General features: G+C 71.6%; 23 protein-coding genes and 2 riboswitches. Of the genes, 11 read left to right on the forward strand and 12 right to left on the reverse strand.

Annotated elements, in window-relative coordinates:
- Nucleotides 1-6 precede the first annotated feature (6 nt).
- The 11 genes from OHS33_RS25560 to gcvT form a co-directional block, all read right to left on the reverse strand.
- Nucleotides 7-558 (reverse strand): PadR family transcriptional regulator, encoded by a 552-nt coding sequence (locus tag OHS33_RS25560; RefSeq protein WP_330332747.1) that lies wholly within the window; start codon nucleotides 556-558, stop codon nucleotides 7-9.
- 53 nt (nucleotides 559-611) lie between these two features.
- On the reverse strand, nucleotides 612-1,445 hold the full coding sequence (locus OHS33_RS25565) for an energy-coupling factor ABC transporter ATP-binding protein (protein ID WP_330332748.1): 834 nt from the start codon (nucleotides 1,443-1,445) through the stop codon (nucleotides 612-614).
- Nucleotides 1,442-2,191 carry a cobalt ECF transporter T component CbiQ gene (cbiQ, locus tag OHS33_RS25570; protein WP_330332749.1) on the reverse strand — a complete coding sequence of 250 codons (750 nt, stop codon included), beginning with the start codon at nucleotides 2,189-2,191 and terminating at the stop codon, nucleotides 1,442-1,444. The genes OHS33_RS25565 and cbiQ overlap by 4 nt, the downstream gene beginning before the upstream one ends.
- A 3-nt stretch (nucleotides 2,192-2,194) precedes the next feature.
- Nucleotides 2,195-2,548 (reverse strand): energy-coupling factor ABC transporter substrate-binding protein, encoded by a 354-nt coding sequence (locus OHS33_RS25575; RefSeq protein WP_330332750.1) that lies wholly within the window; start codon nucleotides 2,546-2,548, stop codon nucleotides 2,195-2,197.
- Entirely contained in the window at nucleotides 2,545-3,249 is a 705-nt protein-coding gene (locus OHS33_RS25580; RefSeq protein WP_330332751.1) for an energy-coupling factor ABC transporter permease, read from the reverse strand. The genes OHS33_RS25575 and OHS33_RS25580 overlap by 4 nt, the downstream gene beginning before the upstream one ends.
- A 30-nt stretch (nucleotides 3,250-3,279) precedes the next feature.
- Nucleotides 3,280-3,472: riboswitch (cobalamin riboswitch) on the reverse strand.
- Between the two features lie 76 nt (nucleotides 3,473-3,548).
- Nucleotides 3,549-4,076: an AMIN-like domain-containing (lipo)protein gene (locus tag OHS33_RS25585; protein ID WP_330332752.1), complete on the reverse strand. Its 528-nt coding sequence runs from the start codon at nucleotides 4,074-4,076 to the stop codon at nucleotides 3,549-3,551.
- 144 nt (nucleotides 4,077-4,220) lie between these two features.
- Nucleotides 4,221-5,603, reverse strand: coding sequence for an L-serine ammonia-lyase (locus tag OHS33_RS25590; RefSeq protein WP_330332753.1), 1,383 nt, complete (start codon nucleotides 5,601-5,603; stop codon nucleotides 4,221-4,223).
- Between the two features lie 129 nt (nucleotides 5,604-5,732).
- A complete protein-coding gene (locus OHS33_RS25595; protein ID WP_330332754.1) occupies nucleotides 5,733-7,421 on the reverse strand; it encodes an APC family permease in 1,689 nt (562 codons plus the stop codon).
- Nucleotides 7,422-7,612: 191 nt separating this feature from the next.
- Nucleotides 7,613-8,869, reverse strand: a complete 1,257-nt coding sequence (gene glyA, locus OHS33_RS25600; RefSeq protein ID WP_330332755.1) for a serine hydroxymethyltransferase — start codon at nucleotides 8,867-8,869, stop codon at nucleotides 7,613-7,615.
- 17 nt (nucleotides 8,870-8,886) lie between these two features.
- Nucleotides 8,887-9,270: a glycine cleavage system protein GcvH gene (gene gcvH, locus OHS33_RS25605; protein ID WP_330332756.1), complete on the reverse strand. Its 384-nt coding sequence runs from the start codon at nucleotides 9,268-9,270 to the stop codon at nucleotides 8,887-8,889.
- A gap of 127 nt (nucleotides 9,271-9,397) precedes the next feature.
- On the reverse strand, nucleotides 9,398-10,513 hold the full coding sequence (gene gcvT / locus OHS33_RS25610; RefSeq protein WP_330332757.1) for a glycine cleavage system aminomethyltransferase GcvT: 1,116 nt from the start codon (nucleotides 10,511-10,513) through the stop codon (nucleotides 9,398-9,400).
- Nucleotides 10,514-10,704: 191 nt separating this feature from the next.
- A riboswitch (glycine riboswitch) is annotated at nucleotides 10,705-10,805 on the reverse strand.
- A 261-nt stretch (nucleotides 10,806-11,066) separates the two neighbouring features.
- On the opposite strand from gcvT, the gene OHS33_RS25615 reads away from it, so the two are divergent.
- The 11 genes from OHS33_RS25615 to OHS33_RS25665 all read left to right on the forward strand — a co-directional run bounded on the left by OHS33_RS25615 (nucleotide 11,067) and on the right by OHS33_RS25665 (nucleotide 23,939).
- Nucleotides 11,067-11,750, forward strand: a complete 684-nt coding sequence (locus tag OHS33_RS25615) for an AAA family ATPase (RefSeq protein ID WP_330335201.1) — start codon at nucleotides 11,067-11,069, stop codon at nucleotides 11,748-11,750.
- 216 nt (nucleotides 11,751-11,966) lie between these two features.
- Nucleotides 11,967-12,701: an enhanced serine sensitivity protein SseB gene (locus OHS33_RS25620; protein WP_330332758.1), complete on the forward strand. Its 735-nt coding sequence runs from the start codon at nucleotides 11,967-11,969 to the stop codon at nucleotides 12,699-12,701.
- Nucleotides 12,702-12,784: 83 nt separating this feature from the next.
- Complete coding sequence (locus tag OHS33_RS25625; RefSeq protein WP_330332759.1) at nucleotides 12,785-13,525, forward strand: enhanced serine sensitivity protein SseB C-terminal domain-containing protein; 741 nt, start codon at nucleotides 12,785-12,787, stop codon at nucleotides 13,523-13,525.
- Between the two features lie 542 nt (nucleotides 13,526-14,067).
- Nucleotides 14,068-15,060 carry an ABC transporter permease gene (locus tag OHS33_RS25630; protein WP_330332760.1) on the forward strand — a complete coding sequence of 331 codons (993 nt, stop codon included), beginning with the start codon at nucleotides 14,068-14,070 and terminating at the stop codon, nucleotides 15,058-15,060.
- A 25-nt stretch (nucleotides 15,061-15,085) separates the two neighbouring features.
- Nucleotides 15,086-16,876 (forward strand): ABC transporter substrate-binding protein, encoded by a 1,791-nt coding sequence (locus OHS33_RS25635; RefSeq protein ID WP_330332761.1) that lies wholly within the window; start codon nucleotides 15,086-15,088, stop codon nucleotides 16,874-16,876.
- 117 nt (nucleotides 16,877-16,993) lie between these two features.
- Complete coding sequence (locus OHS33_RS25640) at nucleotides 16,994-17,995, forward strand: ABC transporter permease (RefSeq protein WP_330332762.1); 1,002 nt, start codon at nucleotides 16,994-16,996, stop codon at nucleotides 17,993-17,995.
- Nucleotides 17,992-19,077: an ABC transporter ATP-binding protein gene (locus tag OHS33_RS25645; protein ID WP_330332763.1), complete on the forward strand. Its 1,086-nt coding sequence runs from the start codon at nucleotides 17,992-17,994 to the stop codon at nucleotides 19,075-19,077. The genes OHS33_RS25640 and OHS33_RS25645 overlap by 4 nt, the downstream gene beginning before the upstream one ends.
- Nucleotides 19,078-19,091: 14 nt before the next feature.
- On the forward strand, nucleotides 19,092-20,162 hold the full coding sequence (locus OHS33_RS25650) for an ABC transporter ATP-binding protein (protein WP_330335202.1): 1,071 nt from the start codon (nucleotides 19,092-19,094) through the stop codon (nucleotides 20,160-20,162).
- A 163-nt stretch (nucleotides 20,163-20,325) separates the two neighbouring features.
- On the forward strand, nucleotides 20,326-20,982 hold the full coding sequence (locus tag OHS33_RS25655; RefSeq protein WP_330332764.1) for a trimeric intracellular cation channel family protein: 657 nt from the start codon (nucleotides 20,326-20,328) through the stop codon (nucleotides 20,980-20,982).
- A 56-nt stretch (nucleotides 20,983-21,038) separates the two neighbouring features.
- The gene (locus OHS33_RS25660) at nucleotides 21,039-21,893 is read left to right on the forward strand and encodes a thioesterase family protein (protein WP_330332765.1); all 855 of its coding nucleotides are present in this window, start codon (nucleotides 21,039-21,041) and stop codon (nucleotides 21,891-21,893) included.
- An 882-nt stretch (nucleotides 21,894-22,775) separates the two neighbouring features.
- Entirely contained in the window at nucleotides 22,776-23,939 is a 1,164-nt protein-coding gene (locus OHS33_RS25665; protein WP_330332766.1) for a cysteine desulfurase family protein, read from the forward strand.
- Here the strand turns inward: OHS33_RS25665 and OHS33_RS25670 are convergent.
- Entirely contained in the window at nucleotides 23,932-24,558 is a 627-nt protein-coding gene (locus OHS33_RS25670) for an N-acetylmuramoyl-L-alanine amidase (protein WP_330332767.1), read from the reverse strand. The two genes, OHS33_RS25665 and OHS33_RS25670, sit on opposite strands and share 8 nt — an antisense overlap.
- Between the last annotated feature and the right edge of the window lie 41 nt (nucleotides 24,559-24,599).

The following is a 24,599-nucleotide window of genomic DNA, read 5'->3' on the forward strand; positions in this document are numbered from 1 at the left end:
GGCGCGTCAGCCGCCCGCCCGCTCCTCCAGCCGCTCGACCTCGGCCACGGCCTCCTCCAGCCAGCGCAGCCAGAACGTCTCCAGACCGAGCCCGCCGTGCAGCACGAGCCGCCGCAGCCGGTCCTCGTCGGAGTCCCGGCCCGGCGGGAAGTCCCGCTCCTCGATGGCCTCGTACTCCGCCAACTGCGCCCGGTGCAGCTCCAGATGGCGCCGCAGCTCCGGCCCCAGCCCGCGCACCCCGACGACCCCGGCCGCCCGGACGCGCAGCAGCAGCGGATCCCGGACGGGCCTGGGATCCTGGCTCTCCCCGACCCAGCGCGCCAGTTCGGCGCTCCCGGCGGGCAGGACCTCGTACTCCTTGCGCTGTCCCCGTACGGGCTGCTCGCCGGGCAGCGCCCGGATCAGCCCGCCCTCCTCCAGCCGCCCCAGCTCGCGGTAGATCTGCTGGTGCGTGGCCGACCAGAAGTACCCGATCGACCTGTCGAACCGCCGCGTCAGCTCCAGCCCCGACGAGGGCTTCTCCAGCAGCGCGGTGAGGATGGCATGCGGCAGCGACATGCGGCCATCCTAGATACGCCCCGCGGGCGCCGCCGCGCCCCCGCGGGCCGCGGTCACCGCCAGGCGGCCAGGGCTTCCGGGGTCTTCGGACCCGGGGCGTCCGGCGGGAGCAGGGCGTGGGCGCGCAGGACGGCCGTCACCGCGGGGGACCAGGCCGCGCGCAGGCCCGCCGAGGCGAGCAGCGCGGGGTCCGCGAGGAGGGTCTGCGCCGGGCCGAGGCGGATGCCGTCGGGGGTCAGGACCGCCGCGTCGTCGGCCCACCGTACGGCGAGGTCCACGTCGTGCGTGGCCATCACCACCGTGGTCCCGGCGGCGCGCAGGCCCGCCAGGACGTCCAGGAGCCGTTCCTGGCCGTCGGGGTCGAGGCCGGCCGTCGGCTCGTCCAGGATCAGCACCCGGGGCGCCATCGCCACGGCTCCCGCGATCGCGGCCCGCTTGCGCTGGCCGTAGGACAGCAGGTGCGTCGGCCGGTCCCGCAGGGCGGTGATGTCCAGGGCGGTCAGCGCCGCGTCGACCCGGGCCCGTACCTCCCCGGTGGTCAGGCCCAGGTTCATCGGGCCGAAGGACACGTCCTGTTCCACGGAGGCCGCGAAGAGCTGGTCGTCGGGATCCTGGACCACCAGCTGTACGGCCCCGCGCAGCCGGGTCAGTCCGGCCCGGTCGTACTTCACCACCGCCCCGTCGAGGCGCAGTTCGCCGGTGTCGGGCCGCAGGCCGCCGCTGAGGAGGCGCATCAGCGTGGTCTTGCCGCTGCCGTTGCGGCCCAGCAGGGCCAGGGACCGGCCCGGGGCGATCCCGAAGTCCACCCCGGACAGGACGGCGGGGCCGTCCTCGTAGGCGTAGCCCGCGCCCGCCAGCCGGACGAGCGGTTCCACCGGTGCGTTCACAGCGCGAACTCCTTCAGGGTGAGGGTGGCGGCGGTCAGCGCGGCCAGCAGGGCGCCCGACGCGGCCAGGAACCGCCAGGACAGGGTGGACCGCGGTACGAGCACCCGCAGCGTGCCGTCGTAGCCGCGCCCCGCCAGCCCGCTCTGGAGCCGGGACGCGCGGTCGAAGGCGCGGACGAAGGCGGTCGCGGCCAGACCCGCCACGGAGCGCCACGCCGCCGCCCGGCTGGTGTGGCCCAGCCGGGCCGCCTGCGCGCGGCGGATCTTCGCCAGGGAGTCCAGCAGCAGGAACCCGATCCGGTACATGACCAGCGCCACGTCCACGACGGGCGCCGGCACCCCCGCCCGCACCAGCCGCGGCAGGACGTCCGAGACGGGGGTGGTGAAGGCGAACAGCAGCACGCCGAGCGAGGCGGCCGAGGTGCGCAGCAGCAGCTCCGCCGCGTGCCGGGGGCCGTCGGGGGCCAGGGACACCAGCCCCGCCGGGCCGCCCACCGCGAAGAGCAGCGGCGCCGCCCCGGTGAAGCAGAAGCCGAGCGGGAGCCGGAACGCCCGCCACAGCTGCCGCCCGGCCACCCCGGCCGGGCCCAGCAGCACGGCGAGGGTCGCCGCCGCCACCAGCGGCCCGCCGGGCCAGGGCGGCAGGCAGACCGCGGTGACGGTCAGGCCGAGCCCCAGCAGGGCCTTCTCCAGGGGGTGTCGGCGGCGCCAGCGGCTGCTGTGCGCCGCGGCGTCGATGGGCAGCACCGCTCACGCGCCCCGGGCGGGCCGGTCGGCGTCCGCCGTGTCCGTGGCTCCCGCCGCCAGGGCCTCGCCCTGCCGGCGCCCGCGCCGCACCCCGAAGTAGTAGGCGAGGACGCCCGCGCCGAGCGCCGCCTGGAGGGCGAAGAGCGCGGACTCGATCTCCCCTGACGGGGGCTCGTACAGCGGGGAGAACCACGGCTCGTAGTCCGGCTTCAGCTCGGTGATCGCCGTCTCCGCCTGCGCGTCGGCTCCCGTGAACGGCTCCTCCTTGCCCTCGCCGAGGCCGAGTGCGACCGGCAGGACCGCCAGCGCCGCCACCAGGAGCAGCAGCAGGGTGTTGATCTTCGCGTTCCTGGTCATCGGACCTCCGCCTCCCGCTTCCCGGCCGTACGGGCGCCGGTCAGCCGGGCCACGCCGAGGCGCACCAGGTCGGACTTGCTCGACTGCATCAGCAGCCGCATCACGAGCACCGTGAGCAGGCCCTCGCTCACGGCGAGGGGGATCTGGGTGACGGCGAAGATCCCGCCGAACTTCACGAGCGAGCCCACGAAGCCGGACGCCGGGTCCGGGAAGGCCAGCGCGAGCTGCACGCTGGTCACGCAGTAGGTGATCAGGTCGGCGAAGAACGCGCCGAAGAAGACCGAGACCATCAGGGGCGCGCCGAACCGCTTCAGCAGCCGGTAGGCGGCGTACCCGGCCCAGGGCCCCGCGATCGCCATCGAGAAGACGTTCGCGCCGAGCGTGGTCAGCCCGCCGTGGGCCAGCAGCAGGGCCTGGAACAGCAGGGTGATCGTGCCCAGTACCGCCATGACCGGCGGCCGGAACAGGATCGCGCCCAGCCCCGTCCCGGTGGGGTGCGAGCAACTGCCCGTCACCGAGGGGATCTTCAGGGCGGACAGGACGAAGGTGAACGCTCCGGACGCCCCGAGCAGCAGGGTGCTCTCCGGATGGGCCTTGACCTCACGGGTCAGGGCGCGCACTCCGTGCAGGACGAAGGGGGCGGACGCGACGCCCCAGGCGGCCGCGTGCAAGGGGGGCAGGAACCCCTCGGCTATGTGCATGTGTAGGGAGACCTCTCCAGCACCTCGTGGATGGAACAACGCACCCCGGTCGGTCTCCTGGCTCACGGGTGCTGATGCCCTGGCGCCGCCTTCCCGGCCCGTGCGGTCTCCCGTCCGGCCCAGTGGCTTCCCGCAGGAGTGGCGCCGGACTTCCCGATCACAGTGGCGAGGGCCGCACCGGTTTCGCACCGGTTTCCCGTACACCAAGGCCTGTTGACCCTACCTGACCAGGCGCGACGACGGCGGGACCGGGCGCGGCCGCCCGGTCCCGCCGTCGTCGTTCGCTGCCTGAGTGCCCGTCAGCAGGTGTTCGGGTGCGCGATGTCGACCACATAGCGCTCCGGGCTGTGGAGCGTGGACGTCGTGAACTGCGGGGCGGTGTCGAAGGCCGCTCCGAAGCTGACGTACCCCTCGAAGTCGCCGGTGAAGGCGAGGCCCTTGAGCTTGGAGAGGTAGATCTTCTGCAGCCTGGGGCCGGTGTAGACGGAGTTCCCGGCCTCGTCGTGCGCGGCGGCCGGGTGCAGCCGGATCTCCAGGAAGTACGACCCGGCGAGCGGGACCGGCTTGCCTGAGCCGTCGTAGACCAGCTCGGAGACGGGAGTGACGGTGACCCCGGGGACGGAGCCCTGGAGGTCGATGACGATCCGGTCGTAGGTGCAGTGCCCGCCCCAGCGGGCATTGGTCACGAGCGGCGTCGCCGTGGCGGATGCCGAGGCCGGTACGGCGAGGCCGAATCCGGCGGTGAGCAGGACCCCCGCGGTGACGGCCGCCAGCCGCCGGCGGTGGTGGACGGAGTCGCGGACGGAGCGTATGAGGTGGCGGAGCATGACGTCCCCCGATTCTTCGGATGCCGGGGACAGTAGTGGCACCTTGGAAGACACGCCATACGGCCTGACGGTTGCACGCGCCGGGGCCCGGTCCGCGTCGGCGGACCGGGCCCCGGAACGTGCGGGCGCGCTTACGGAGTCAGGTCAGCACTCGATGACGTTGACCGCGAGGCCGCCGCGCGCGGTCTCCTTGTACTTGACCTTCATGTCGGCGCCGGTCTCCTTCATGGTCTTGATGACCTTGTCCAGGGAGACCTTGTGCGTGCCGTCGCCGCGCATCGCCATCTTCGCCGCCGTGACGGCCTTGACGGCCGCCATGCCGTTGCGCTCGATGCACGGGATCTGCACCAGACCGCCGACCGGGTCACAGGTCAGGCCGAGGTTGTGCTCCATGCCGATCTCGGCCGCGTTCTCCACCTGCTCCGGGGTGCCGCCCAGCACCTCGGCGAGGGCGCCCGCCGCCATCGAGCAGGCCGAGCCGACCTCGCCCTGGCAGCCGACCTCGGCGCCGGAGATCGAGGCGTTCTCCTTGAACAGCATGCCGATGGCGCCCGCGGAGAGGAGGAAGCGGACCACGCCGTCCTCGTCCGCGCCCGGCACGAAGTTCATGTAGTAGTGCAGGACCGCCGGGATGATGCCCGCGGCGCCGTTGGTGGGGGCGGTGACGACCCGGCCGCCCGCCGCGTTCTCCTCGTTGACGGCCATCGCGTACAGCGTCGCCCACTCCATGGCGTGCGCCTGCGGGTCGCCCTCGGCGCGCAGCTGGCGGGCGGTGCCCGCGGCGCGGCGCTTGACCCGCAGACCGCCCGGCAGGATGCCCTCGCGGGACATGCCGCGCGCGACGCAGGCCTGCATGACCCGCCAGATCTCCAGGAGGCCCTCGCGGATCTCCTCCTCCGTGCGCCAGGCCTTTTCGTTCTCCAGCATCATCGAGGAGATCGACAGGCCGCTCTCCTTCGCGAGGCGCAGCATCTCGTCACCGGAGCGGAAGGGGTACTTCAGCACGGTGTCGTCGAGCTTGATCCGGTCCTCGCCGACCGCGTCCTCGTCCACGACGAAGCCGCCGCCGACCGAGTAGTAGGTCTTCTCCAGCAGCGGGGTGCCGGCGTCGTCGTAGGCGAAGAGGGTCATGCCGTTCGCGTGGTACGGCAGCGACCGGCGGCGGTGCAGGATCAGCTGGTTCGGCTCGTCGAAGGCGATCTCGTGGCCATCGCCTATCTCCGCGCCCAGCAGGCGCAGCCGACCGCTCTGGCGGATCCGCTCGACCTCGGCGTCGGCGGTCTCCACGTTCACGGAGCGGGGGGAGTGGCCCTCCAGGCCCAGCAGGACCGCCTTGGGGGTGCCGTGGCCGTGCCCGGTGGCGCCGAGCGAGCCGAACAGCTCGGCCCGTACGGAGGCGGTCTGGGCGAGGACACCGTCCTTCTTCAGCCGGTTCACGAACATGCGTGCGGCGCGCATCGGGCCGACCGTGTGGGAGGAGGACGGGCCGATGCCGATGGAGAAAAGGTCGAAGACGGAGATGGCCACGGTGGCGGACTCCCTTGTCTGCTCGTGGGGTGGGAGGGGGCAGGAGAGGTGGATTGTTCGGATTAGTCCGACAGCCGAGCTTAACGCGGTGAGGTGAACGGCTCGGCCGTCGAACGGGTCACAGAAGGGTCAGGCGTGCGACAGCTCACGTCCCCGTTCGCCGGTGCCCGCGGGCTGCTCCGCGGTGGCGTCGGCGTCGGCATCCGCGTCGAGCACCGGGTCGGGGCCCGGCAGCCCGTCCCGGTGGGCCTTGATGCCCGCCCGGACGGCCCAGTAATAGACGGCGACGGCCATGCCCGCGACCAGGGCGATGTCCAGGCCGTCCGGGATCCGGCCGGTGCCGCCGAAGTCGGTGCTGCCCAGGTAGGACAGCAGGGACAGGCAGCCGAGGAAGACGACGATCCACCAGGCCGGAGCGAACTGCCGGAGGAGGTGTGCAGATGTCCCGGCCCGCTCGCCCTTGCGGGCCAGGACGACCGCCGCGACCGGGGCCGCGACCAGGGTCAGCGCGGTCACGATGCCGGTGTTCGGCCACTTGGACCAGTACAGCGCGCAGGCCGCGAAGACGAAGGTCAGCGGGCACAGTACGGCCGCCAGCGGCAGCCGGAAGGGCCGCTTGAGGCCGGGCTTGGTGACCCGGAAGACACCGACCGCGACGGGGCCGATCAGGTACGAGATGACCATGGCGGCCGAGATGATCGGGGCCAGGGTCTTCCAGCTGTGGCCGACGGTGACCAGCAGCAGGACGGAGAAGCCGAGGTTCAGCCACATCGCGGGCCGCGCGGTGCCGTAGACGGGGTGCGTCTGCTTCAGCTTCTTGGGGAAGAAGCCGGTCTCGGAGAGGTTCTGCACCATGTACGCGGCCGAGGCCACGTTGGCGATGTTGGAACCGGCGGGCGAGATGAAGGCGCCGAACTGGAGCATCACCACGACCCAGTGGATCATCAGCAGCTTGGCGAGTTCGGCGAAGGGTGAGTTGAAGTTCACTCCGGCCCAGCCGCCCGCCTGCGCGAGGTGCTCGGGCGGTACGGCGCCCAGGAAGGCGGCCTGCAGGGCCAGGTAGATGACCAGGCCCAGCGAGAGCGCGCCGACGAGGGCGATCGGGATGGCGCGGCCGGGGTTCTTGGCGGCCCCGCCGAGGTTGACCACGGCCTGGAAGCCGTTGAAGGCGAAGACCACGCCGGAGGTGGTGACGGCCGTCAGGACGGCGGACCAGCCGTTCGGCGCGAAGCCGCCGTGCGCGGTGAAGTTCTCGGTGTGGAACCCGGAGGCGACCAGGGCGATCACGGCGAGCACCGGGATGGCGAACTTGACCAGGGTCAGCCCCGCGTTGATCCGGGCCAGCAGCTGGACCGACCAGTAGCAGGACAGCCACAGCAGCACGGTCAGCGCCAGCGCCACCAGCATGCCGAAGGTGGTCAGCTGGTGGGACTGGACGTCGACCAGGTCCTTGGCCCAGCCGAAGCTCCACGAGGACATGTACTGGGTCGCGGCGATCGACTCGATCGGGATCAGCGAGGCGACGGCGATCCACACCGCCCAGCCGGTGATGAAGCCCAGCACCGGACCGTGCGAGAGGTGGCCGTAGCGGGCCATGCCGCCCGGGATCGGATAGGCGGCGCCCACCTCGGCGTAGGACATGGCGATCATGCCGATGAAGACGGCGCCGATGACCCAGGCGACGAGCGCCGCGGGTCCCGCGACCTGGGCCGCCGTGCCCGCTCCGAAGAGCCAGCCGGAGCCGAAGATCGAGCCTATGCCGATCATGATCAGCGCGAAGAGACTGAGTCCCTTCCTGTTCGCTGCGCTCATGTCCATGAGAGGGGGTGTCCGTCCTGACGGGGGATGCCGGGCCGGCTGCTGCCGCGCCTTTACGTGAAGCCTATTTGCCGGAATTTGGCTATTTCATAGGCAGAAGGGCACGCCCGTCTGGGACCTTGGTCGCGAAGAAGGGCCCGGACCTGTGGAAAACAGGCCCGGACCCCTCCGGACGCCTAGGACGGTGTGACCTACAGCGACGGGTACAGCGGGAACTTCGCGGCGAGCGCGGAGACGCGCGCCGAGAGGTCCTCGGCGTCGAACTCCGGCTTCAGCGCGGCGGCGATGATCTCGGCCACCTCGGTGAAGTCCTCGGCGCCGAAGCCGCGGGTGGCCAGGGCCGGGGTGCCGATCCGCAGGCCCGAGGTGACCATCGGCGGCCGCGGGTCGTTCGGGATGGCGTTCCGGTTGACCGTGATGCCGATCCCGTGGAGCCGGTCCTCGGCCTGCTGGCCGTCCAGCTCGGAGTCGCGCAGGTCGACCAGGACCAGGTGGACGTCCGTACCGCCGGAGAGCACCGAGACGCCGACCTTGGTGACGTCGTCCTGCACCAGGCGCTCGGCGATGATCTTCGCGCCCTCCAGGGTGCGCTCCTGGCGCTCCTTGAACTCGGGCGAGGCCGCGACCAGGAAGGAGACCGCCTTGGCCGCGATCACGTGCTCCAGCGGGCCGCCCTGCTGACCCGGGAAGACCGCGGAGTTGATCTTCTTGGCCAGTTCCTGCGTGGACAGGATCACGCCACCGCGCGGACCGCCGAGGGTCTTGTGCGTGGTGGTGGTGACGACGTGGGCGTGCGGCACCGGGTTGGGGTGCAGGCCCGCGGCGACCAGACCGGCGAAGTGCGCCATGTCGACCATCAGGTACGCGCCGACCTCGTCCGCGATGCGGCGGAAGGCGGCGAAGTCCAGCTGGCGCGGGTAGGCGGACCAGCCCGCGACGATCATCTGCGGCTTGGACTCCTTGGCGAGGCGCTCGACCTCGGCCATGTCCACCCGGCCGGTCTCGTCGACGTGGTACGGAACCACGTTGTAGAGCTTGCCGGAGAAGTTGATCTTCATGCCGTGGGTCAGGTGACCGCCGTGGGCCAGGTTCAGACCCATGATCGTGTCGCCCGGCTTCAGCAGCGCGAACATCGCGGCGGCGTTGGCCTGCGCACCCGAGTGCGGCTGGACGTTCGCGGCCTCGGCGCCGAACAGCGCCTTGATCCGGTCGATCGCGATCTGCTCGACGACGTCGACGTGCTCGCAGCCGCCGTAGTAGCGGCGGCCGGGGTAGCCCTCGGCGTACTTGTTGGTCAGGACCGAACCCTGGGCCTCCATGACGGCGACCGGAGCGAAGTTCTCCGACGCGATCATTTCCAGGGTCGACTGCTGGCGCACGAGTTCGGCGTCGACGGCGGCGGCGACGTCGGGGTCGAGCTCGTGCAGAGGGGTGTTGAGAACAGACATCAGGATCCCCTGGGGTGTCAGTTGTCGGAGTGGGTGAGCTCGGCGTACTGCTCCGCGCTGAGCAGGTCGTCCGGCTCGCCGGTGATGCGCACCTTGAACAGCCAGCCACCCTCGAACGGAGCGGTGTTGACGAGCGCCGGGTCGTCCACGACGTCCTGGTTCGCCTCGACGACCTCGCCCGTGACGGGGGAGTACAGGTCGCTGACGGACTTGGTCGACTCCAGCTCACCGCAGGTCTCGCCCGCGGTCACCTGGGCGCCCACCTCGGGCAGCTGGGCGTAGACGACGTCACCGAGCGAGTTGGCGGCGAACTCCGTGATGCCGACCGTCGCGACGCCGTCCTCGGCGTCCGACAGCCACTCGTGCTCCTTGGTGTAACGCAGCTGCTGGGGGTTGCTCATGACCTGATTCTCCTGGATGCGGGGGAGTGCTGATGAACAGGGGTCTGACGAGGTGGGGCCTGCGGTGCGACGTGCTGTGCGACGTGCGCCGCGGGCCGCGGAGCGGGCTTCCCGGTGAGGGGAAGCGTCACTTCTGACGCTTGTAGAACGGCAGGGCCACGACCTCGTACGGCTCATGCGTACCGCGAATGTCCACGCCGACGCCGGAGGTGCCCGGTGCGGCGTGCGACGCGTCGACGTACGCCATCGCGATCGGCTTGCCCAGCGTCGGGGACGGGGCGCCCGAGGTGACCTCGCCGATGACCTGGCCGTCGGCCACGACCGGGAACCCGGCGCGCGGGACGCGGCGGCCCTCGGCGATCAGGCCGACCAGCTTGCGCGGGGCGGCGGACGCGGCGCGCTCGGCGGCGGCCTCCAGGGCGGCGCGGCCCACGAAGTCGCCCTCCTTCTCGAACTTCACGACCCGTCCGAGACCCGCGTCGAAGGGGGTCAGCGCGGTCGTCAGCTCGTGCCCGTACAGCGGCATGCCCGCCTCCAGGCGCAGCGTGTCGCGGCAGGACAGGCCGCAGGGGATCAGGCCGACGCCCTCGCCCGCCTTGGTCAGCGCCTGCCACAGCTCCACGGCGTGCTCGGGGGCGACGAACAGCTCGAAGCCGTCCTCGCCGGTGTAGCCGGTGCGGGCGATCAGCGCGGGCACCCCGGCGACCGTGCCGGGCAGACCGGCGTAGTACTTCAGCCCGTCGAGGTCGGCGTCGGTGAGCGACTTCAGGATGTCCGGGGACTCCGGGCCCTGGACCGCGAGCAGGGCGTAGGCGTCGCGGTCGTCGCGGACCTCGGCGTCGAAGCCGGCGGCGCGCTCGGTGATCGCGTCGAGGACCACCTGGGCGTTGGAGGCGTTGGCGACGACCATGAACTCGTTCTCGCCGAGGCGGTAGACGATCAGGTCGTCGAGGATGCCGCCGTCCTCGCGGCAGATGTGCGTGTACCGGGCCCGGCCGACGCCGACGGTGGAGATGTTCCCGACCAGCGCGAAGTCGAGGACCTTGACGGCCTCGGGGCCGGTCAGCGTGATCTCGCCCATGTGGGACAGGTCGAACAGGCCTGCCTGGGTGCGGACGGCGTTGTGCTCGTCGCGCTCGCTCCCGTAACGCAGCGGCATGTCCCAGCCCGCGAAGTCGGTCATCGTCGCACCGAGGGAACGGTGCAGCGCGTCAAGGGCGGTCAGGCGGGGGGCAGTGCTCATGGGTGTGGCTCCCAAGGTCCCGGGGCATCGACAGGGCATCGACATGACATGACGAGGAGGATCCTCCCCATCTGTCATCGGAACCTGAGAGGTTCGCCGAGAGTTCCTCGATTCGCACCGAGTTCCTCGACTTGCACCTTGGGTGGAGCGCGCACCGCCAGGAGGCGGTACGGCTCGCTTTTCAGATCTGCCTCATCCACGCGGTACGGGGCCTGAGAGATTCAAGGGAGGGTCTTGCTCCTTCGGCGCCCGGGGTGCGGAGCAACTCCCGGGACTCTCCCGCGCGGATTCAAGCGGCCTTTATGCAGTTGGGTCCAGATGGCGCACATCATTGCACGGCCCGGCCCCGAATGGGCGTGCGGGTCCCCGGATGTGCCCCCTGCCCATCCCCGGTCCGGTGGCCCGACCGGAACCATGTCCGCCGCATTACCGTCTCTTTACACTCAGGGGGCAAGGGTCCTGGTGACCCGATCCGGGGGAGGCGATCACTGTGCGCAGATTCGGCGCGGCGGCGGGGACGACGGCAGGAGCGGTGGCGGGAGCGGGCGCGGGGATGGTGGCGGCGGGCGGCGCCGTACCGGCCCAGCCGGGGCGCCGGGTGCGGGAGGCCGCGGCGCCCGCCGCGCGGCCCGCCGTACGGGACCTGCGCGGCCGGGGGGCGGCGGCGCGCGGCGGCCCGGCCCGCCTCGGTTTCGCCGAAGGCGACATCGTCGTCGTGTCCGGCCTGCCCGGCGGCGGCAAGAGCACCCTCATCAAGCGCGCCGTCGCGGGCGGCGGGGTCGACTCCCAGGACGCCCGCGAGCGCTGGGAGCACCGGATGCCCCGCGCCCTGCCGTACGCCGCCTACCGCCCGCTGGTGCGCGCCACGCACTACTGGGGGCTGTGGCGGGTGCTGCGCTCGGGGGACTCCGCCGTCGTCCACGACTGCGGCACCCAGACCTGGGTACGGGCGCTGCTGGCCGGAGCCGCCCGCCGCCGCGGCCGGGACCTGCACCTCGTGCTGCTCGACGCCACCGCCGAGGAGGCCCTGGCCGGGCAGGCGGCCCGGGGACGCGGAGTGTCGGCGTACGCCTTCGCCCGCCACCGCGGCGCGGTCACCCGGCTGCTGCGCGAGGCCGAATCGGGCCGGCTCCCGGCGGGCTGCGCCTCCGCCGTCCTGCTCGACCGGGCGGCGGCGGCCCGGGTGACCCGGATCGGCTTCGGCGCTAGGTCGTCTCTTTCGGATCTTGCCGGTTAAGCCCGCGCCGTCCGGTGCCGTGCCTCGGTGTGCTGCCGGGGCTCCCGTGTACTGGACGTACTCGGGTGCCCCGGCAGTGCGGCGAGGTGCGGTGCCGGGCGGCGCGGGCCAGGCAAGATCCGGAAGAGGCGGCCTAGGCCCGGGACGCATTAGCCTCGGCGGTGACAGGTCCCCCACGGTGACGGGACCGGCACGGAAAAGCGGGGAGACACGGGCATGCAGGGCAGCGGCTGGCCGGCCAACGAACTCGAAGCGGTCCTCGGCACGGCGATGGGCGACCCGCAGGCCGGGCCCCGGATCCTGGACACCCTGGCCCGCAGCGAGGTGTGGGTACCGCTGCCCACGGGCGGCGGCCCGGCCTCGGCGAGCCTGAACCTGCCCACCATGGACATCGGCGGCGCCGCCTACGTGCCCGTCTACAGCTCCCACGCCCAGTTCCTGGCCTGCGTGGGCGCCGGCATGGACTTCGTCGTCGCCCCCGCCGTCGAATTCGCCCGCGGCCTGCCCCCGCAGCTCGGCATCGCCGTGAACCCCGAGGGAGCCGTCGGCGTCCCGCTGCCGCCGCCCGCCGTGGCCCTGCTCTGCCGGGCCGGGCGCAGCGAACTGGACGGCCTGGCCACCGGCGGCCGGGTCCGCCTGTACGAGCCCGACTGGCAGCACGACCCGGTGGACTTCCTGGCCGCCGCCGCCGAGGAATTCCGGGCCAGCGGGGTGGTGGCCGCCGCCCACCGCTGCCTGGCCAGCGTCGAGGGCGGGGAGCCGCAGCTCTACATCGGTGTCCGCCTGCTGGGATGGGAGCCGGAGAACCGGAACGCCCCGATGGACGCCCTGGGCCGGGCGCTGGGCCGGGTCCAGCCGCCCTGGCCGGTGCAGTTGGTCCTCCTCGACGCGGTCGAGGACCCGGTGGCCGATTGGATCCGTGAGCGCGTGCGCCCGTTCTACCTGCCCTAGTCGCCCTTAAGCTGTTCGCATTGCCCGGCGCACGCGTGGCCCGGGGTACGCGTGGACGACGGGCGGACGAAGAGGGGTACCGGGTGAGTGCGTCAGGCACGGCCGCGGCCGGGCAGGTCGAGCACATGCTGCGCCAGGTGACACCCGGGCGCTACGACAGCTATGAGCAGCTGCTCCACGGGCTGGCCGAGGGCCGGCTGTGGATGCTGCTGTGGCAGGGGCAGTCCGGTTCGCCGGACGCCCAGTACGGGGGCATGGAGGTCGAGGGCCTCGGGTACGCGCCGTGCGTGACCTCGCCGCAGGAGCTGGCCGCCAGCGGCTGGAACCGCGGTTACGAGGTGGTCACCGGCCGCGACGTCGCCCGCGCCCTCTACCCCGACCGCTGGGGCCTGTGGGTGAATCCGCACGCCCAGGGCGGCGGCCTCGGCATCCCCTGGGCCGACCTGCGCCGGATCGCCACCGGCCTCGACCGGATGCCCGCGGGTCCCCTGCGCCTGTCGGAGCCCTCGATCGAACTCCCGCAGTTCTACGGGCTGCTCACCCAGCACGCCCACCGCACGCCCGCCGTGCGCTCGCTGCGCCGCGCCTGGGTCCAGCCGGTGCTCGGATCGCCGTACCTGGCCGTCGGCCTCGACCTCTACGACGCCTCCGCGCCCGCGCTGGAGTCGGTGCGCGAGATGATGCGCCAGTCGGTGGGGGCCGTGCCCGAGGGCGTGCCGGTGTGCACCGTCGCGCTCGCGGACGAGCACGATCCGGTCGCGATGTGGCTGCGCGCCCAGGCGCGCCCGTTCTACGACCGCGAGGGCCAGGCCCCGGCGTACTGACCACTCCCTGAGACGCCCGTATCAGGCCGCATGGAACCCCGGTTCCGTGCGGCCTTCTTCTTGTCGCGGTTTGTCCTGCCACCCCTGTCCAATTAGCACACGAGAAGCGCCGATTGGGCGGGATGCCCGATTGCGTACCGAACGGACGGTCTTGCTCCGCTGAGGAGTCACCGCAGTCCGGATAGCGGGTAACGGCTCCTCACATCACGGTTGCGCATCCATTCACCTGCGGGTCTGGCGGGCGATCGAGCGCCCCATGAAGACTCCCCACCCAAGAGCCGGTCAGTCCTGCTGTTACCCGACTCGGCATCTGCATTTCACTCTGCACTTCACCCTGCACTTCCTGCGGTTCCTGCACCTCAAGCACCACGCAGCACGCGCCACCGAAGACCAACGCACTGAAGCAAACGCAGTCCCCGGCACATGCACAGATCCACGCATGCGCACGGTTCCACGCACTCCGAAGCGCCACTCCGCACCAACGCCGCCACAGCGGCGGGCATGGGCCGGCTCACCAGTCGGCCGAGAGGGGTCCCCACCAGATGACGGCACCACTGCATGACACGAGCGCGGAGACGCCCGCTGCCGTGTCCGTAGCCGACGTCCCAGCCAAGGCCATCGAAGGCCGCTCACCCGGCCGCATCGCCTGGATGCGGCTCAAGCGCGACAAAGTCGCGCTCACGGGCGGCATCGTCGTGCTCCTCCTGATCCTGGTGGCGGTGTTCGCGCCGCAGATCGTGAGCCTGCTGGGCCACCCGCCCAACGAGTTCCACGAGGACCTGATCGACCCGAACCTGGGCACGCCGACCGGCTCCTACGGGGGCATGAGTTCCGACTTCCTGCTCGGCGTCGAACCCACCAACGGGCGCGACGTGTTCAGCCGGATCGTCTACGGCGCCCGCATCTCCCTGACCGTCGCCTTCCTGGCGGCCATCGTCTCCGTGGTCCTCGGCAGCCTGCTGGGCACGCTGGCGGGCTTCCTCGGCGGCTGGGTCGACGGAGTCATCAGCCGCGTCATGGACCTGCTGCTGGCCTTCCCGCAGCTGCTGTTCACCATCGCGCTGGTGTCCGTGGTCCCCAACTCCCTCTGGGGGTTCGAGGGTTCGGGAGTCCGGATGGGTGTCCTGGTCCTGGTGATCGGGTTCTTCGGCTGGCCGTACATCGGCCGGATCGTCCGCGGCCAGACGATCTCGCTGCGCGAGCGCGAGTACGTGGAGGCCGCCCGCAGCCTCGGCGCCGGACGCCTGTACATCCTGTTCAAGGAGCTGCTGCCGAACCTGGTCGCGCCGATCCTCGTCTACTCGACGCTGATCATCCCGACCAACATCCTGACGGAAGCGGCCCTGAGCTTCCTCGGCGCGGGCGTCAAACCGCCCACCGCGTCCTGGGGAAAGATGCTCTCCGACGCCGTCCCCATCTACCAGTTCGACCCCATGTACATGGTGGTCCCCGGTGTGACGATCTTCATCACCGTCCTGGCGTTCAACCTCTTCGGGGACGGTCTGCGCGACGCGCTCGACCCCAAGGGCAACTGATCCGAGTCCCTCGACTCATCCACTCATGTCATCCACTCATGGAGGTTGGACAAACGTGATCCGCAGAAAGCAGGCAATCGCGATCACCGCCGTGGTCGCAGCCCTGTCGCTGACCGCCGCGTGCGGTGGCAAGGGCGATGACGGCTCGAAGGACAAGGCCTCCAACGGAGCCGCCTTCGACGCCGCGACCAAGGGTGTCGTCAACGCGTCCGACAAGAAGGGCGGCGAGCTCAAGCTCTGGTCGCCCCAGGACGTCGACTACCTCGACCCGGCGCGCGCCTACTACGGCTTCGTCTGGAACCTCCAGCGCCTGTACATCCGCCAGCTGCTGGCCTACGACAGCAAGCCGGGCAAGGACGGCACCAAGCTGGTCCCGGACCTCGCCGAGGCCCTGCCGGTGCTCAGCAACGACGGCAAGACCTACACGCTGAAGCTCAAGGACGGCGTGAAGTTCGAGGACGGTACGCCGATCACCTCGAAGGACATCAAGTACGGCGTCGAGCGCGTCTTCGCGCAGGACGTCCTCTCCGGCGGTCCGACCTACCTGATCGACCTGCTGGACCAGGGCCAGAAGTACCCCGGCCCCTACAAGGACACCGACGCCAACAAGATGGGCCTCAAGTCCGTCCAGACGCCGGACGACAAGACGATCGTCTTCAACCTGGCGAGCGCCAACTCGGACTTCAGCTACCTGCTGGCCATGCCGTCCTCCTCGCCGGTCCCGGTGGCCAAGGACGAGGGCGCCAAGTACACCAACAAGCCCGTCTCCACGGGCCCGTACAAGGTCGAGTCCTTCACCTCGGGCAAGGGCGCCACCCTCGTCCGCAACACCAACTGGGACCCGAGCACCGACAAGATCCGCACGGCGCTGCCGGACAAGGTCTCCTTCACGGTCACCACCAACCCGGACGACATGGACCAGCGCCTGCTCTCCGGCGACATCGACCTCGCGGTCGACGGCACCGGCGTCCAGCAGGCCGCGAAGAACAAGATCCTCCAGTCCCCGGACCTGAAGAAGAACGCGGACAACCCCTTCACGGGCTACATCCGCTACATGGCCTTCCCGCAGACGGTCGCGCCCTTCGACAACATCGAGTGCCGCAAGGCCGTCATCTACGCGGCCGACCCGAAGTCCCTGCAGACCGCCCGCGGCGGCCCGACCAGCGGTGACCTCGGCGCGAACATGCTGCCGCCGGGCGTGCCCGGAGCCGACAAGTCCTACGACCCGTGGGGCCTGACCGCCGGTGCGCCGCAGGTCGACAAGGCCAAGGCCGCGCTCGCCGCCTGTGGCCTGCCCAACGGCTTCAAGACCACCATCGCGGTCCGCAACAACCGCGCCCCCGAGGTCAAGACCGCCGAGTCGCTCCAGGCCGCGCTGAAGGCCATCAACATCGACGCCTCCATCGACCAGTACGACGGCAAGCTCTCCTCCTCCACGATCGGTTCGCCCGAGAACGTGAAGAAGAAGGGCTACGGCATCATCATCATGGGCTGGGGCGCCGACTACAACAGCGGCTCCGGCTTCCTGCAGCCGCTGGTGGACGGCAAGTTCATCCTGCCGAACGGCAACAACAACTACACGATGCTGAACGACCCCGAGGTCAACGGGCTGTTCCAGAAGGCCGCCGCCGCCGCGACGCCGGAGGAAGCCGCTCCGTTCTACACGGACATCAACAAGAAGGTCATGGAGAAGGCGCTCTACCTTCCCATCAACTTCGACAAGGCGCTCATCTACCACAACCCGCGCCTGACGAACGTCTACTTCAACGACTCCATGGGCCGCATCGACCTCGCCACCCTCGGCGTCGTCAAGTAACAGTCGGCACGTGCCTTCACCGCACATGCGCTAGCTCGAAGGGCAGGTGAAGGCCGTTAGGCGGCGGCTGCCGTCCCCACAAGGGGCGGCGGCCGCCCGCCGGAGCGGCCGACTGCAGTGCTCGTCTACCTCATCAGGCGGCTGTTCAATGTCGTCGCCACGCTGCTGGTGGTCTCCGTGGTCACCTTTGGCATCTTCTTCGCGGTGCCGAAGATCACCGGGTCCGACCCGGCGCTCATGTACGCCGGCCGCGAGACCAACGCAACCGCCTTGGCGGGCATCCGCGTGAAGATGGGCTTCGACAAGCCCATTTCCGAGCAGTACTTGCTCTTCCTCAAGGGAGTCGTGGCCGGTCGCGACTACGACTCCGGCGTCGAGCAGACGCACTGCCCGGCCCCCTGCTTCGGCTACTCCTTCAAGAGCGAGGCCCCGGTCTGGGAGCTGATGACCAGCCGCATGCCGGTCACCCTCTCGCTCGCCTCGGGCGCGGCCGTCATCTGGGTGCTCGCGGGCGTCGCCACCGGTGTGATCTCGGCGCTCAAACGCCGTACGGCCATCGACCGGACGGTGATGGTCGGCGCGCTCGCCGGTGTCTCGCTGCCCATCTTCTTCACCGGCATGGTCGCCCCTGCCGTCCTGGTCTACGGCCTCGGCTGGCTGGACGTCTCCAACTACCGTCCCATCACCGAGGATCCGGCGGCCTGGCTCAACAGCATGATCCTGCCCTGGATCACCCTCGCCTTCCTCTTCGCCGCCACCTACGCCCGGATCACCCGCGCGACGATGCTGGAGGTCATGGGCGAGGACTACATCCGCACCGCCCGGGCCAAGGGCCTCACCGAGAGCGTGGTCATCCGCAAGCACGCCCTGCGCTCCACGCTCACCCCGATCGTCACGATGTTCGGCCTCGACCTCGGCGGACTCCTGGGCGGCGCGGTACTGACCGAGACGACCTTCAACTTCCAGGGTCTGGGGACGGCGGCCGTCGCCGCCATCGGCCAGGGCGACCTCCCCGTGATCATGGGGATCACCCTCCTCGCCGCGCTCTTCGTGGTGATGGCCAACCTGATCGTGGACATGCTGTACGCCGTCATCGACCCGCGCGTGAGGCTGACGTGACCGAGACCCCTTCCCTCGTACCCGAGCAGGCCGGTCCCAAGGACCCCGCCCGTTCCTTCCTCTCGGTCCGTGACCTCAAGGTCCACTTCCCGACCGACGACGGCCTGGTCAAGTCCGTCGACGGACTCTCCTTCGATCTGGAGCGCGGCAAGACGCTCGGCATCGTCGGCGAGTCCGGCTCCGGCAAGTCGGTGACCTCGCTGGCCATCATGGGCCTGCACCGCACCGGCAACGCCCGCAGCCGTCCGCACATCTCCGGTGAGGTGCTGCTGGACGGTGAGGACCTGGTCCGGGCCGACGCCGACGACGTACGCAGGCTGCGCGGCCAGAAGATGGCGATGGTCTTCCAGGACCCGCTGTCCGCGATGCACCCGTACTACTCGGTCGGCAAGCAGATCATCGAGGCGTACCGGACCCACCAGGACGTCGACAAGAAGACGGCCCGCAAGCGCGCCGTCGAGATGCTCGACCGGGTCGGCATCCCCGAGCCGGACCAGCGGGTGGACTCCTACCCGCACGAGTTCTCCGGCGGCATGCGCCAGCGCGCGATGATCGCGATGGCCCTGGTCAACAACCCCGAACTGCTCATCGCGGACGAGCCGACGACCGCCCTCGACGTCACCGTCCAGGCGCAGATCCTCGACCTCATCCGCGACCTGCAGAAGGAGTTCGGCTCGGCCGTCATCATGATCACGCACGACCTGGGCGTGGTCGCCGAGATGGCCGACGAGATCCTCGTGATGTACGGCGGCCGCTGCGTCGAGCGCGGCAGCGCGGAGCAGGTGTTCTACGAGCCCCGGCACCCGTACACCTGGGGCCTGCTCGGCTCCATGCCGCGCATCGACCGCGACCAGACCGAGCGGCTGATCCCGGTCAAGGGCTCGCCGCCCAGCCTGATCAACATCCCCAGCGGCTGTGCCTTCCACCCGCGCTGCCCGTTCGCCGACGTGCCCAAGGGCGGCGTCACCCGCACCCAGCGGCCCGAGCTGGCCCTGACCAGTGCCGGACACTGGTCCGCCTGCCACATGTCGCAGGAGGACCGGACCCGGATCTGGACCGAAGAGATTGCGCCGAAGCTGTGACCGATACGACGGACATGAAGAAGACGGCGGACGAGACGGCCGACCGCGCGGCGGACTCCTCGGCCGAGGAGCCGCTCCTCAAGGTCACCGGCCTGGTCAAGCACTTCCCCATCCACAAGGGGCTGCTGCGCCGCCAGTCCGGGGCCGTGAAGGCCGTCGACGGCATCGACTTCGACGTCCGCCGGGGTGAGACCCTCGGCATCGTCGGCGAGTCCGGCTGCGGCAAGTCGACCATGGGCCGGCTGATCACCCGGCTGCTCGAACCCACCGGCGGGACCGTGGAGTTCGAGGGGAAGGACATCACCCACCTCGGCGTGGGGGCGATGCGGCCGCTGCGCCGCGACGTCCAGATGATCTTCCAGGACCCGTACGGCTCGCTGAACCCGCGCCACACGGTCGGCACCATCGTCGGCGCCCCCTTCAAGCTCCAGGGAGTGCAGCCGGAGGGCGGGCTGAAGGCGGAGGTCCAGCGGCTGCTCCAGCTGGTCGGCCTGAACCCCGAGCACTACAACCGCTACCCGCACGAATTCTCCGGCGGCCAGCGCCAGCGCATCGGCATCGCGCGCGCCCTGGCGCTCAAGCCGAAGCTGGTCGTCGCGGACGAGCCGGTCTCGGCGCTGGACGTCTCGATCCAGGCCCAGGTGGTGAACCTGCTGGACGACCTCCAGGAGGAGCTGGGCCTCACCTACGTGATCATCGCGCACGACCTGTCGGTCATCCGGCACGTCTCGGACCGGATCGCGGTGATGTACCTCGGCAAGATCGTCGAGCTGACGGACCGCGACTCGCTGTACGCGAGCCCGATGCACCCGTACACCAAGGCCCTCCTCTCGGCCGTCCCGGTCCCGGACCCGCGCCGCCGGGGCGCCAAGAGCGGCCGCATCCTGCTCAAGGGCGACGTCCCCTCGCCGATCTCCCCGCCGAGCGGCTGCCGCTTCCACACGCGGTGCTGGAAGGCCACGGAGATCTGCGCCACCAAGGAACCCCCGCTGGTCGCCCTCAAGCCGGGCCACCAGGTGGCCTGCCACCACCCGGAGAACGCGGACACCCCCGCGGTCGCGGCTGCCGGAGAGCCCGCGGAGTAGCCGGAGGGCGGGGCCGGTCCTCCCGGCCCCGCCCCGGGGCATTTCAGCCCCTCCGGCGTTTGAGGAGCGGGGTCCGGGGCGGAGCCCCGGCAGCGACCCGCACCCACACCCGCCCGGCACCCAATGGCGCGGCCCGCCGCCAGGCGCCCGGCACAATGACCCCGTGCTCCACGATCTCTTCCCACCCGGCGTCCAGCATGCCCTGGACCTCGCGGGCATCTTCGTCTTCGCCACCGCGGGCGCGCTGCTCGCGGTCCGCAAGAACTTCGACGTCTTCGGCATCGCCGTCCTCGCCCTCGTCACCGCCCTCGGCGGCGGTCTGCTGCGCGACCTCGTCATCGGCGCGGTCCCCCCGGCCGCCTTCGGCGAGCTGAGCTTCTTCGTCACCCCGCTGGTCGCCGCCGCCCTGGTGTTCTTCCTGCACCCCGAGGTGCAGCGGATCAACCGGGCCATCAACGTCTTCGACGCGGCGGGCCTCGGCCTGTTCTGCGTGACGGGCACGACGAAGGCCTACGAGTACGGCCTCGGGCTGACCGCGTCGGCCGCGCTCGGCCTCGCCACGGCCGTCGGCGGCGGCGTCCTGCGCGACGTACTCGTCAACGAGGTGCCGTCGCTGCTGCGGGACCGCGAGATGTACGCCGTGCCCGCGATCATCGGGGCCGCCATGGTGGCCGTCTTCATCGCCTTCGACATGCTCAGCGCCGTGACCAGTGGCATCGCCATCGTCACCACCTTCGTCCTGCGGCTGCTGGCGATGCGCTACCACTGGCGGGCGCCGCTGGCGTGGAACCGGCGCTCGTCGGTCCCGGAGGAGCCGTAGCCGCCGCGCCAGCGGGAAAGCTACCGCTTAGTAGCAAGTAGCGATACCCTCGCCGCATGACTCACGCAGCAGCGCTGGCCACCATCGGCGACAGCGAATTCGACCGCGACACCGCCGTCACCGAGCGGGCGGACGAGCCCGGGGTCTACGACGCGGAACTCTCCGGCGGGTGGACCATCATCACCGCCGTCAACGGCGGGTACCTGCTCGCCCTGGTCGGCCGGGCGCTGTCGGCCGCCCTGCCGCACCCCGATCCCTTCACGGTGACCGCCCACTACCTGACCTCCTCGGTTCCCGGACCCGCAGTGATCCGCACCGAGGTGGTCCGGGCCGGGCGCGCCCTCTCCACGGGCCAGGCCTCGCTGTTCCAGTACGACGAGAACGGCGCCGAGGTCGAACGCATCCGCGTCCTCGCGTCCTACGGTGACCTCGCGGCGCTGCCGGACGACGTCCGTACGACGGCCACGCCGCCGGTGATGCCCGCCTACGCCGACTGCCTGGGCCCCGAGGCGGGCCCGGCCCCGATCCCCGGCAGCTCGGCCATCGTCGACCGGCTCCGGCTGCGCCTGGACCCCGCCACGGCGGGCTGGGCGGTCGGCGCGCCGTCCGGCAAGGGCGAGATGCGGTCCTGGTTCGAACTGGCCGACGGCCGGGACGCCGACCCGCTGTCCCTCCTCCTGGTCGTGGACGCGCTCCCGCCGACCTCCTTCGACCTCGGCCTCATCGGCTGGACCCCGACCGTCGAACTCACCACCCACGTCCGGCGGATGCCCGCGCCGGGGCCGCTGCGGGTCGCCATCACCACGCGGAACCTGGCCGGGGGCATGCTGGAGGAGGACGCGGAGGTCTGGGACTCCGCGAACCACCTGGTAGCCCAGTCCCGCCAACTGGCCCGAGCCCCCCGCCCCTAACCGGCGCCCTTTCCCCCATTGCGAGGCCCGCGAGCCCCAGCACGGGCCCGCCGCCCCGCCTTGGCCCCGCTGCGCCCGGCCCTTTCCCCGACGCGAGGCTCGCGAGCCCCGGCGCGGAGCCGCCTCCGCCCGTCGGGTGGCCCGGAGGGTGTGGTGGCGCGGGCGGGCCCTGCGGGGCTGTTCCCCTACCCGCCCCTTCCCGAAACCGAGGGCTCCGCCCCCGGCCCCCCTGGAACCTCCGGCCCCCGGCCCTCCTCGGGACCTCCGGCCCCCGGCCCCCAGGCCCTCGCGGCCGCTGCGGGCCTGCGGCCTGCTCCGGCCTCCGGCCCCGGGGACCTGCGGGCCTCCGGCCCCTGCGGGCCTGCGGCCTGCTCCCGGCCCCGGCCCCTGCGGGCCTGCGGCCCCAGGGACCTGTGGGCCTCCGGCCCCGGCCCGCTCCGGCTCATCCGGGCCACCCCCGCCCCGCCTTCCAGCCCGTCCGGCGTTTGAGGACCCGCCGGAGGCCCCGCTCACCTGGTGGCCGGGGGTCTGCGGGTTGCCCCCCCGGGGCAGGCCCGGCCTCGGTGAAGCCGGCCCACTCCAGCCCGTCCGGCGTTTGAGGACCCGCCGGAGGCCCCGCCCACCTGGCGGCCGGGGGCTTACGGGTCGCCCCCCCGGGGCAGGCCCGGCCTCGGCGAAGCCGGCCCACTCCAGCCTGTCCGGCGTTTGAGGACCTTCCGGAGGCCCCGACCGCCCGGTGGTCGGGGGTCTACGGGTCGCCCCCCGGGGCAGGTCCGGGCTCGGTCATGCCGACCCACCTCAGCCCGTCCGGCGATTGAGGACCGGCTCCGGCCCCGGGACCCGGTTCGGGCCGCGCGCGGGGACTCGTAGAATCGGGGAATCATGGCCTACCTCGACCACGCCGCCACCACGCCGATGCTGCCGGAGGCCGCCACGGCGATGACCGCGCAGTTCGCCGCGACGGGCAACGCATCCTCCCTGCACGCCGCCGGCCGCCGGGCCCGCCGTACCGTCGAGGAGGCCCGCGAGGCCTTCGCCGAGGCGCTCGGCGCGCGCCCGAGCGAGGTGGTCTTCACCGCCGGCGGCACCGAGGCCGACAACCTCGCCGTCAAGGGCCTGTACTGGGCCCGCCGCGACGCCGACCCCGCCCGGACGAGGATCCTCGCCAGCCCCGTGGAGCACCACGCCGTCCTCGACGCCGTGCACTGGCTCGGCGAGCACGAGGGCGCCCGCGTCGAGTACCTCCCGGTGGACGGCTTCGGCCGGGTCCACCCCGAGGCGTTCCGCGAGGCCATCGCCCGCAACCCGGACGACATCGCCCTCGCCACCGTCATGTGGGCCAACAACGAGATCGGCACCGTCATGCCGGTCCACGAACTGGCCGGTACCGCCCGCGAGTTCGGCATCCCGATGCACTCCGACGCCGTCCAGGCCATCGGACAGCTCGACGTCGGCTTCGCCGACAGCGGTCTCGCCGCCATGGCGGTGAGCGGTCACAAGATCGGCGGCCCCTACGGCATCGGCGCGCTGCTCCTCGGCCGTGACCAGAGCCCCGTACCCGTCCTGCACGGCGGCGGCCAGGAGCGCCACGTCCGCTCCGGGACCCTCGACGTACCGGCGATCGCCGCCTTCGCGGTGGCCGCCGTACTGGCCACCGAGCGCCGGGAGGCCTTCGCCCGCGAGGTCGGCGCCCTGCGCGACGAGCTGGTCGCGGCCGTACGGTCGGCGGTGCCGGACGCGATCCTCGGCGGCGACCCGGACGACCGTCTCCCCGCCAACGCCCACTTCAGCTTCCCCGGCTGCGAGGGCGATTCCCTGCTCCTCCTCCTGGACGCGCAGGGCATCGAGTGCTCCACCGGCTCGGCCTGCACCGCGGGCGTGGCCCAGCCGAGCCATGTCCTGCTGGCCACCGGCACGGACCCGGACCTGGCCCGCGGCACCCTGCGGTTCTCCCTCGGCCACACCTCCACCAAGGAGGACGTCGCCGCCGTCGCGGCCGCCATCGGCCCGGCCGTCGACCGCGCCCGGACCGCCGGCCTCAGCTGAGGAGTTCGCCGACCAGGCGCAGGTAGCGGTCCCAGTCCCAGTGCGGACCGGGGTCGGTGTGGTCCGCGCCGGGCACCTCGGAGTGGCCGAGGACGTGCGTGCGGTCGGCGGGTATTCCGTACCGCCGGCAGATGTCGGCGGCCAGCCGCGCCGAGGCGGCGTACATCGCGTCGGTGAAGTCCTGCGGCCGTGTGACGAAGCCCTCGTGCTCGATGCCGACGCTGCGCTCGTTCATGGAGCGGTTGCCCGCGTGGAAGGCGATGTCGAGCTCGCGGACCATCTGCTCCACGTGTCCGTCCTGGCGGACTATGTAGTGGGCGGACGCCTTGTGCCACGGGTTCTGGAAGGCCTCCACCGACGAGGCGAAATCGCCCTGGGTCACATGGATCACGATCCGGTCGATGCGGTGGTCGGCGGGCCGGTCGGCAAGCCGCCAGTTCGCGGGGGAGGCCGCGGTCCAGCTCGCGCCCGCGTGATCCAGCGCACCCTCCTGGCGCGGCTTGCCCACCCCCGGCAGCAGCCACCAGCTCCGCGCGATCTCCTCCCGGCCCGCCACCGCACCGGCCGCGACCAGCCCGAGCCCCCCGAGCAGTACCGCCCGACGCCCCTTCTTGCCCATCCGAACCACCCCCGCACCAGATAACGCGCTGTGACCCCTTG

Source organism: Streptomyces sp. NBC_00536, assembly GCF_036346295.1.
In the GTDB taxonomy this organism is placed as follows: Bacteria; Actinomycetota; Actinomycetes; order Streptomycetales; family Streptomycetaceae; genus Streptomyces.

Coding starts and splice junctions, on each gene's coding strand:
- OHS33_RS25560 (WP_330332747.1), bottom strand. CDS start 558: ATGTCGCTGCCGCATGCCATCCTCACCGCGCTGCTGGAGAAGCCCTCG.
- OHS33_RS25575 (WP_330332750.1), bottom strand. CDS start 2,548: ATGACCAGGAACGCGAAGATCAACACCCTGCTGCTGCTCCTGGTGGCG.
- OHS33_RS25580 (WP_330332751.1), bottom strand. CDS start 3,249: ATGCACATAGCCGAGGGGTTCCTGCCCCCCTTGCACGCGGCCGCCTGG.
- OHS33_RS25585 (WP_330332752.1), bottom strand. CDS start 4,076: ATGCTCCGCCACCTCATACGCTCCGTCCGCGACTCCGTCCACCACCGC.
- OHS33_RS25595 (WP_330332754.1), bottom strand. CDS start 7,421: ATGGACATGAGCGCAGCGAACAGGAAGGGACTCAGTCTCTTCGCGCTG.
- glyA (WP_330332755.1), bottom strand. CDS start 8,869: ATGTCTGTTCTCAACACCCCTCTGCACGAGCTCGACCCCGACGTCGCC.
- gcvH (WP_330332756.1), bottom strand. CDS start 9,270: ATGAGCAACCCCCAGCAGCTGCGTTACACCAAGGAGCACGAGTGGCTG.
- gcvT (WP_330332757.1), bottom strand. CDS start 10,513: ATGAGCACTGCCCCCCGCCTGACCGCCCTTGACGCGCTGCACCGTTCC.
- OHS33_RS25615 (WP_330335201.1), top strand. CDS start 11,067: ATGGTGGCGGCGGGCGGCGCCGTACCGGCCCAGCCGGGGCGCCGGGTG.
- OHS33_RS25620 (WP_330332758.1), top strand. CDS start 11,967: ATGCAGGGCAGCGGCTGGCCGGCCAACGAACTCGAAGCGGTCCTCGGC.
- OHS33_RS25630 (WP_330332760.1), top strand. CDS start 14,068: ATGACGGCACCACTGCATGACACGAGCGCGGAGACGCCCGCTGCCGTG.
- OHS33_RS25635 (WP_330332761.1), top strand. CDS start 15,086: ATGTCATCCACTCATGGAGGTTGGACAAACGTGATCCGCAGAAAGCAG.
- OHS33_RS25650 (WP_330335202.1), top strand. CDS start 19,092: ATGAAGAAGACGGCGGACGAGACGGCCGACCGCGCGGCGGACTCCTCG.
- OHS33_RS25660 (WP_330332765.1), top strand. CDS start 21,039: ATGACTCACGCAGCAGCGCTGGCCACCATCGGCGACAGCGAATTCGAC.
- OHS33_RS25665 (WP_330332766.1), top strand. CDS start 22,776: ATGGCCTACCTCGACCACGCCGCCACCACGCCGATGCTGCCGGAGGCC.
- OHS33_RS25670 (WP_330332767.1), bottom strand. CDS start 24,558: ATGGGCAAGAAGGGGCGTCGGGCGGTACTGCTCGGGGGGCTCGGGCTG.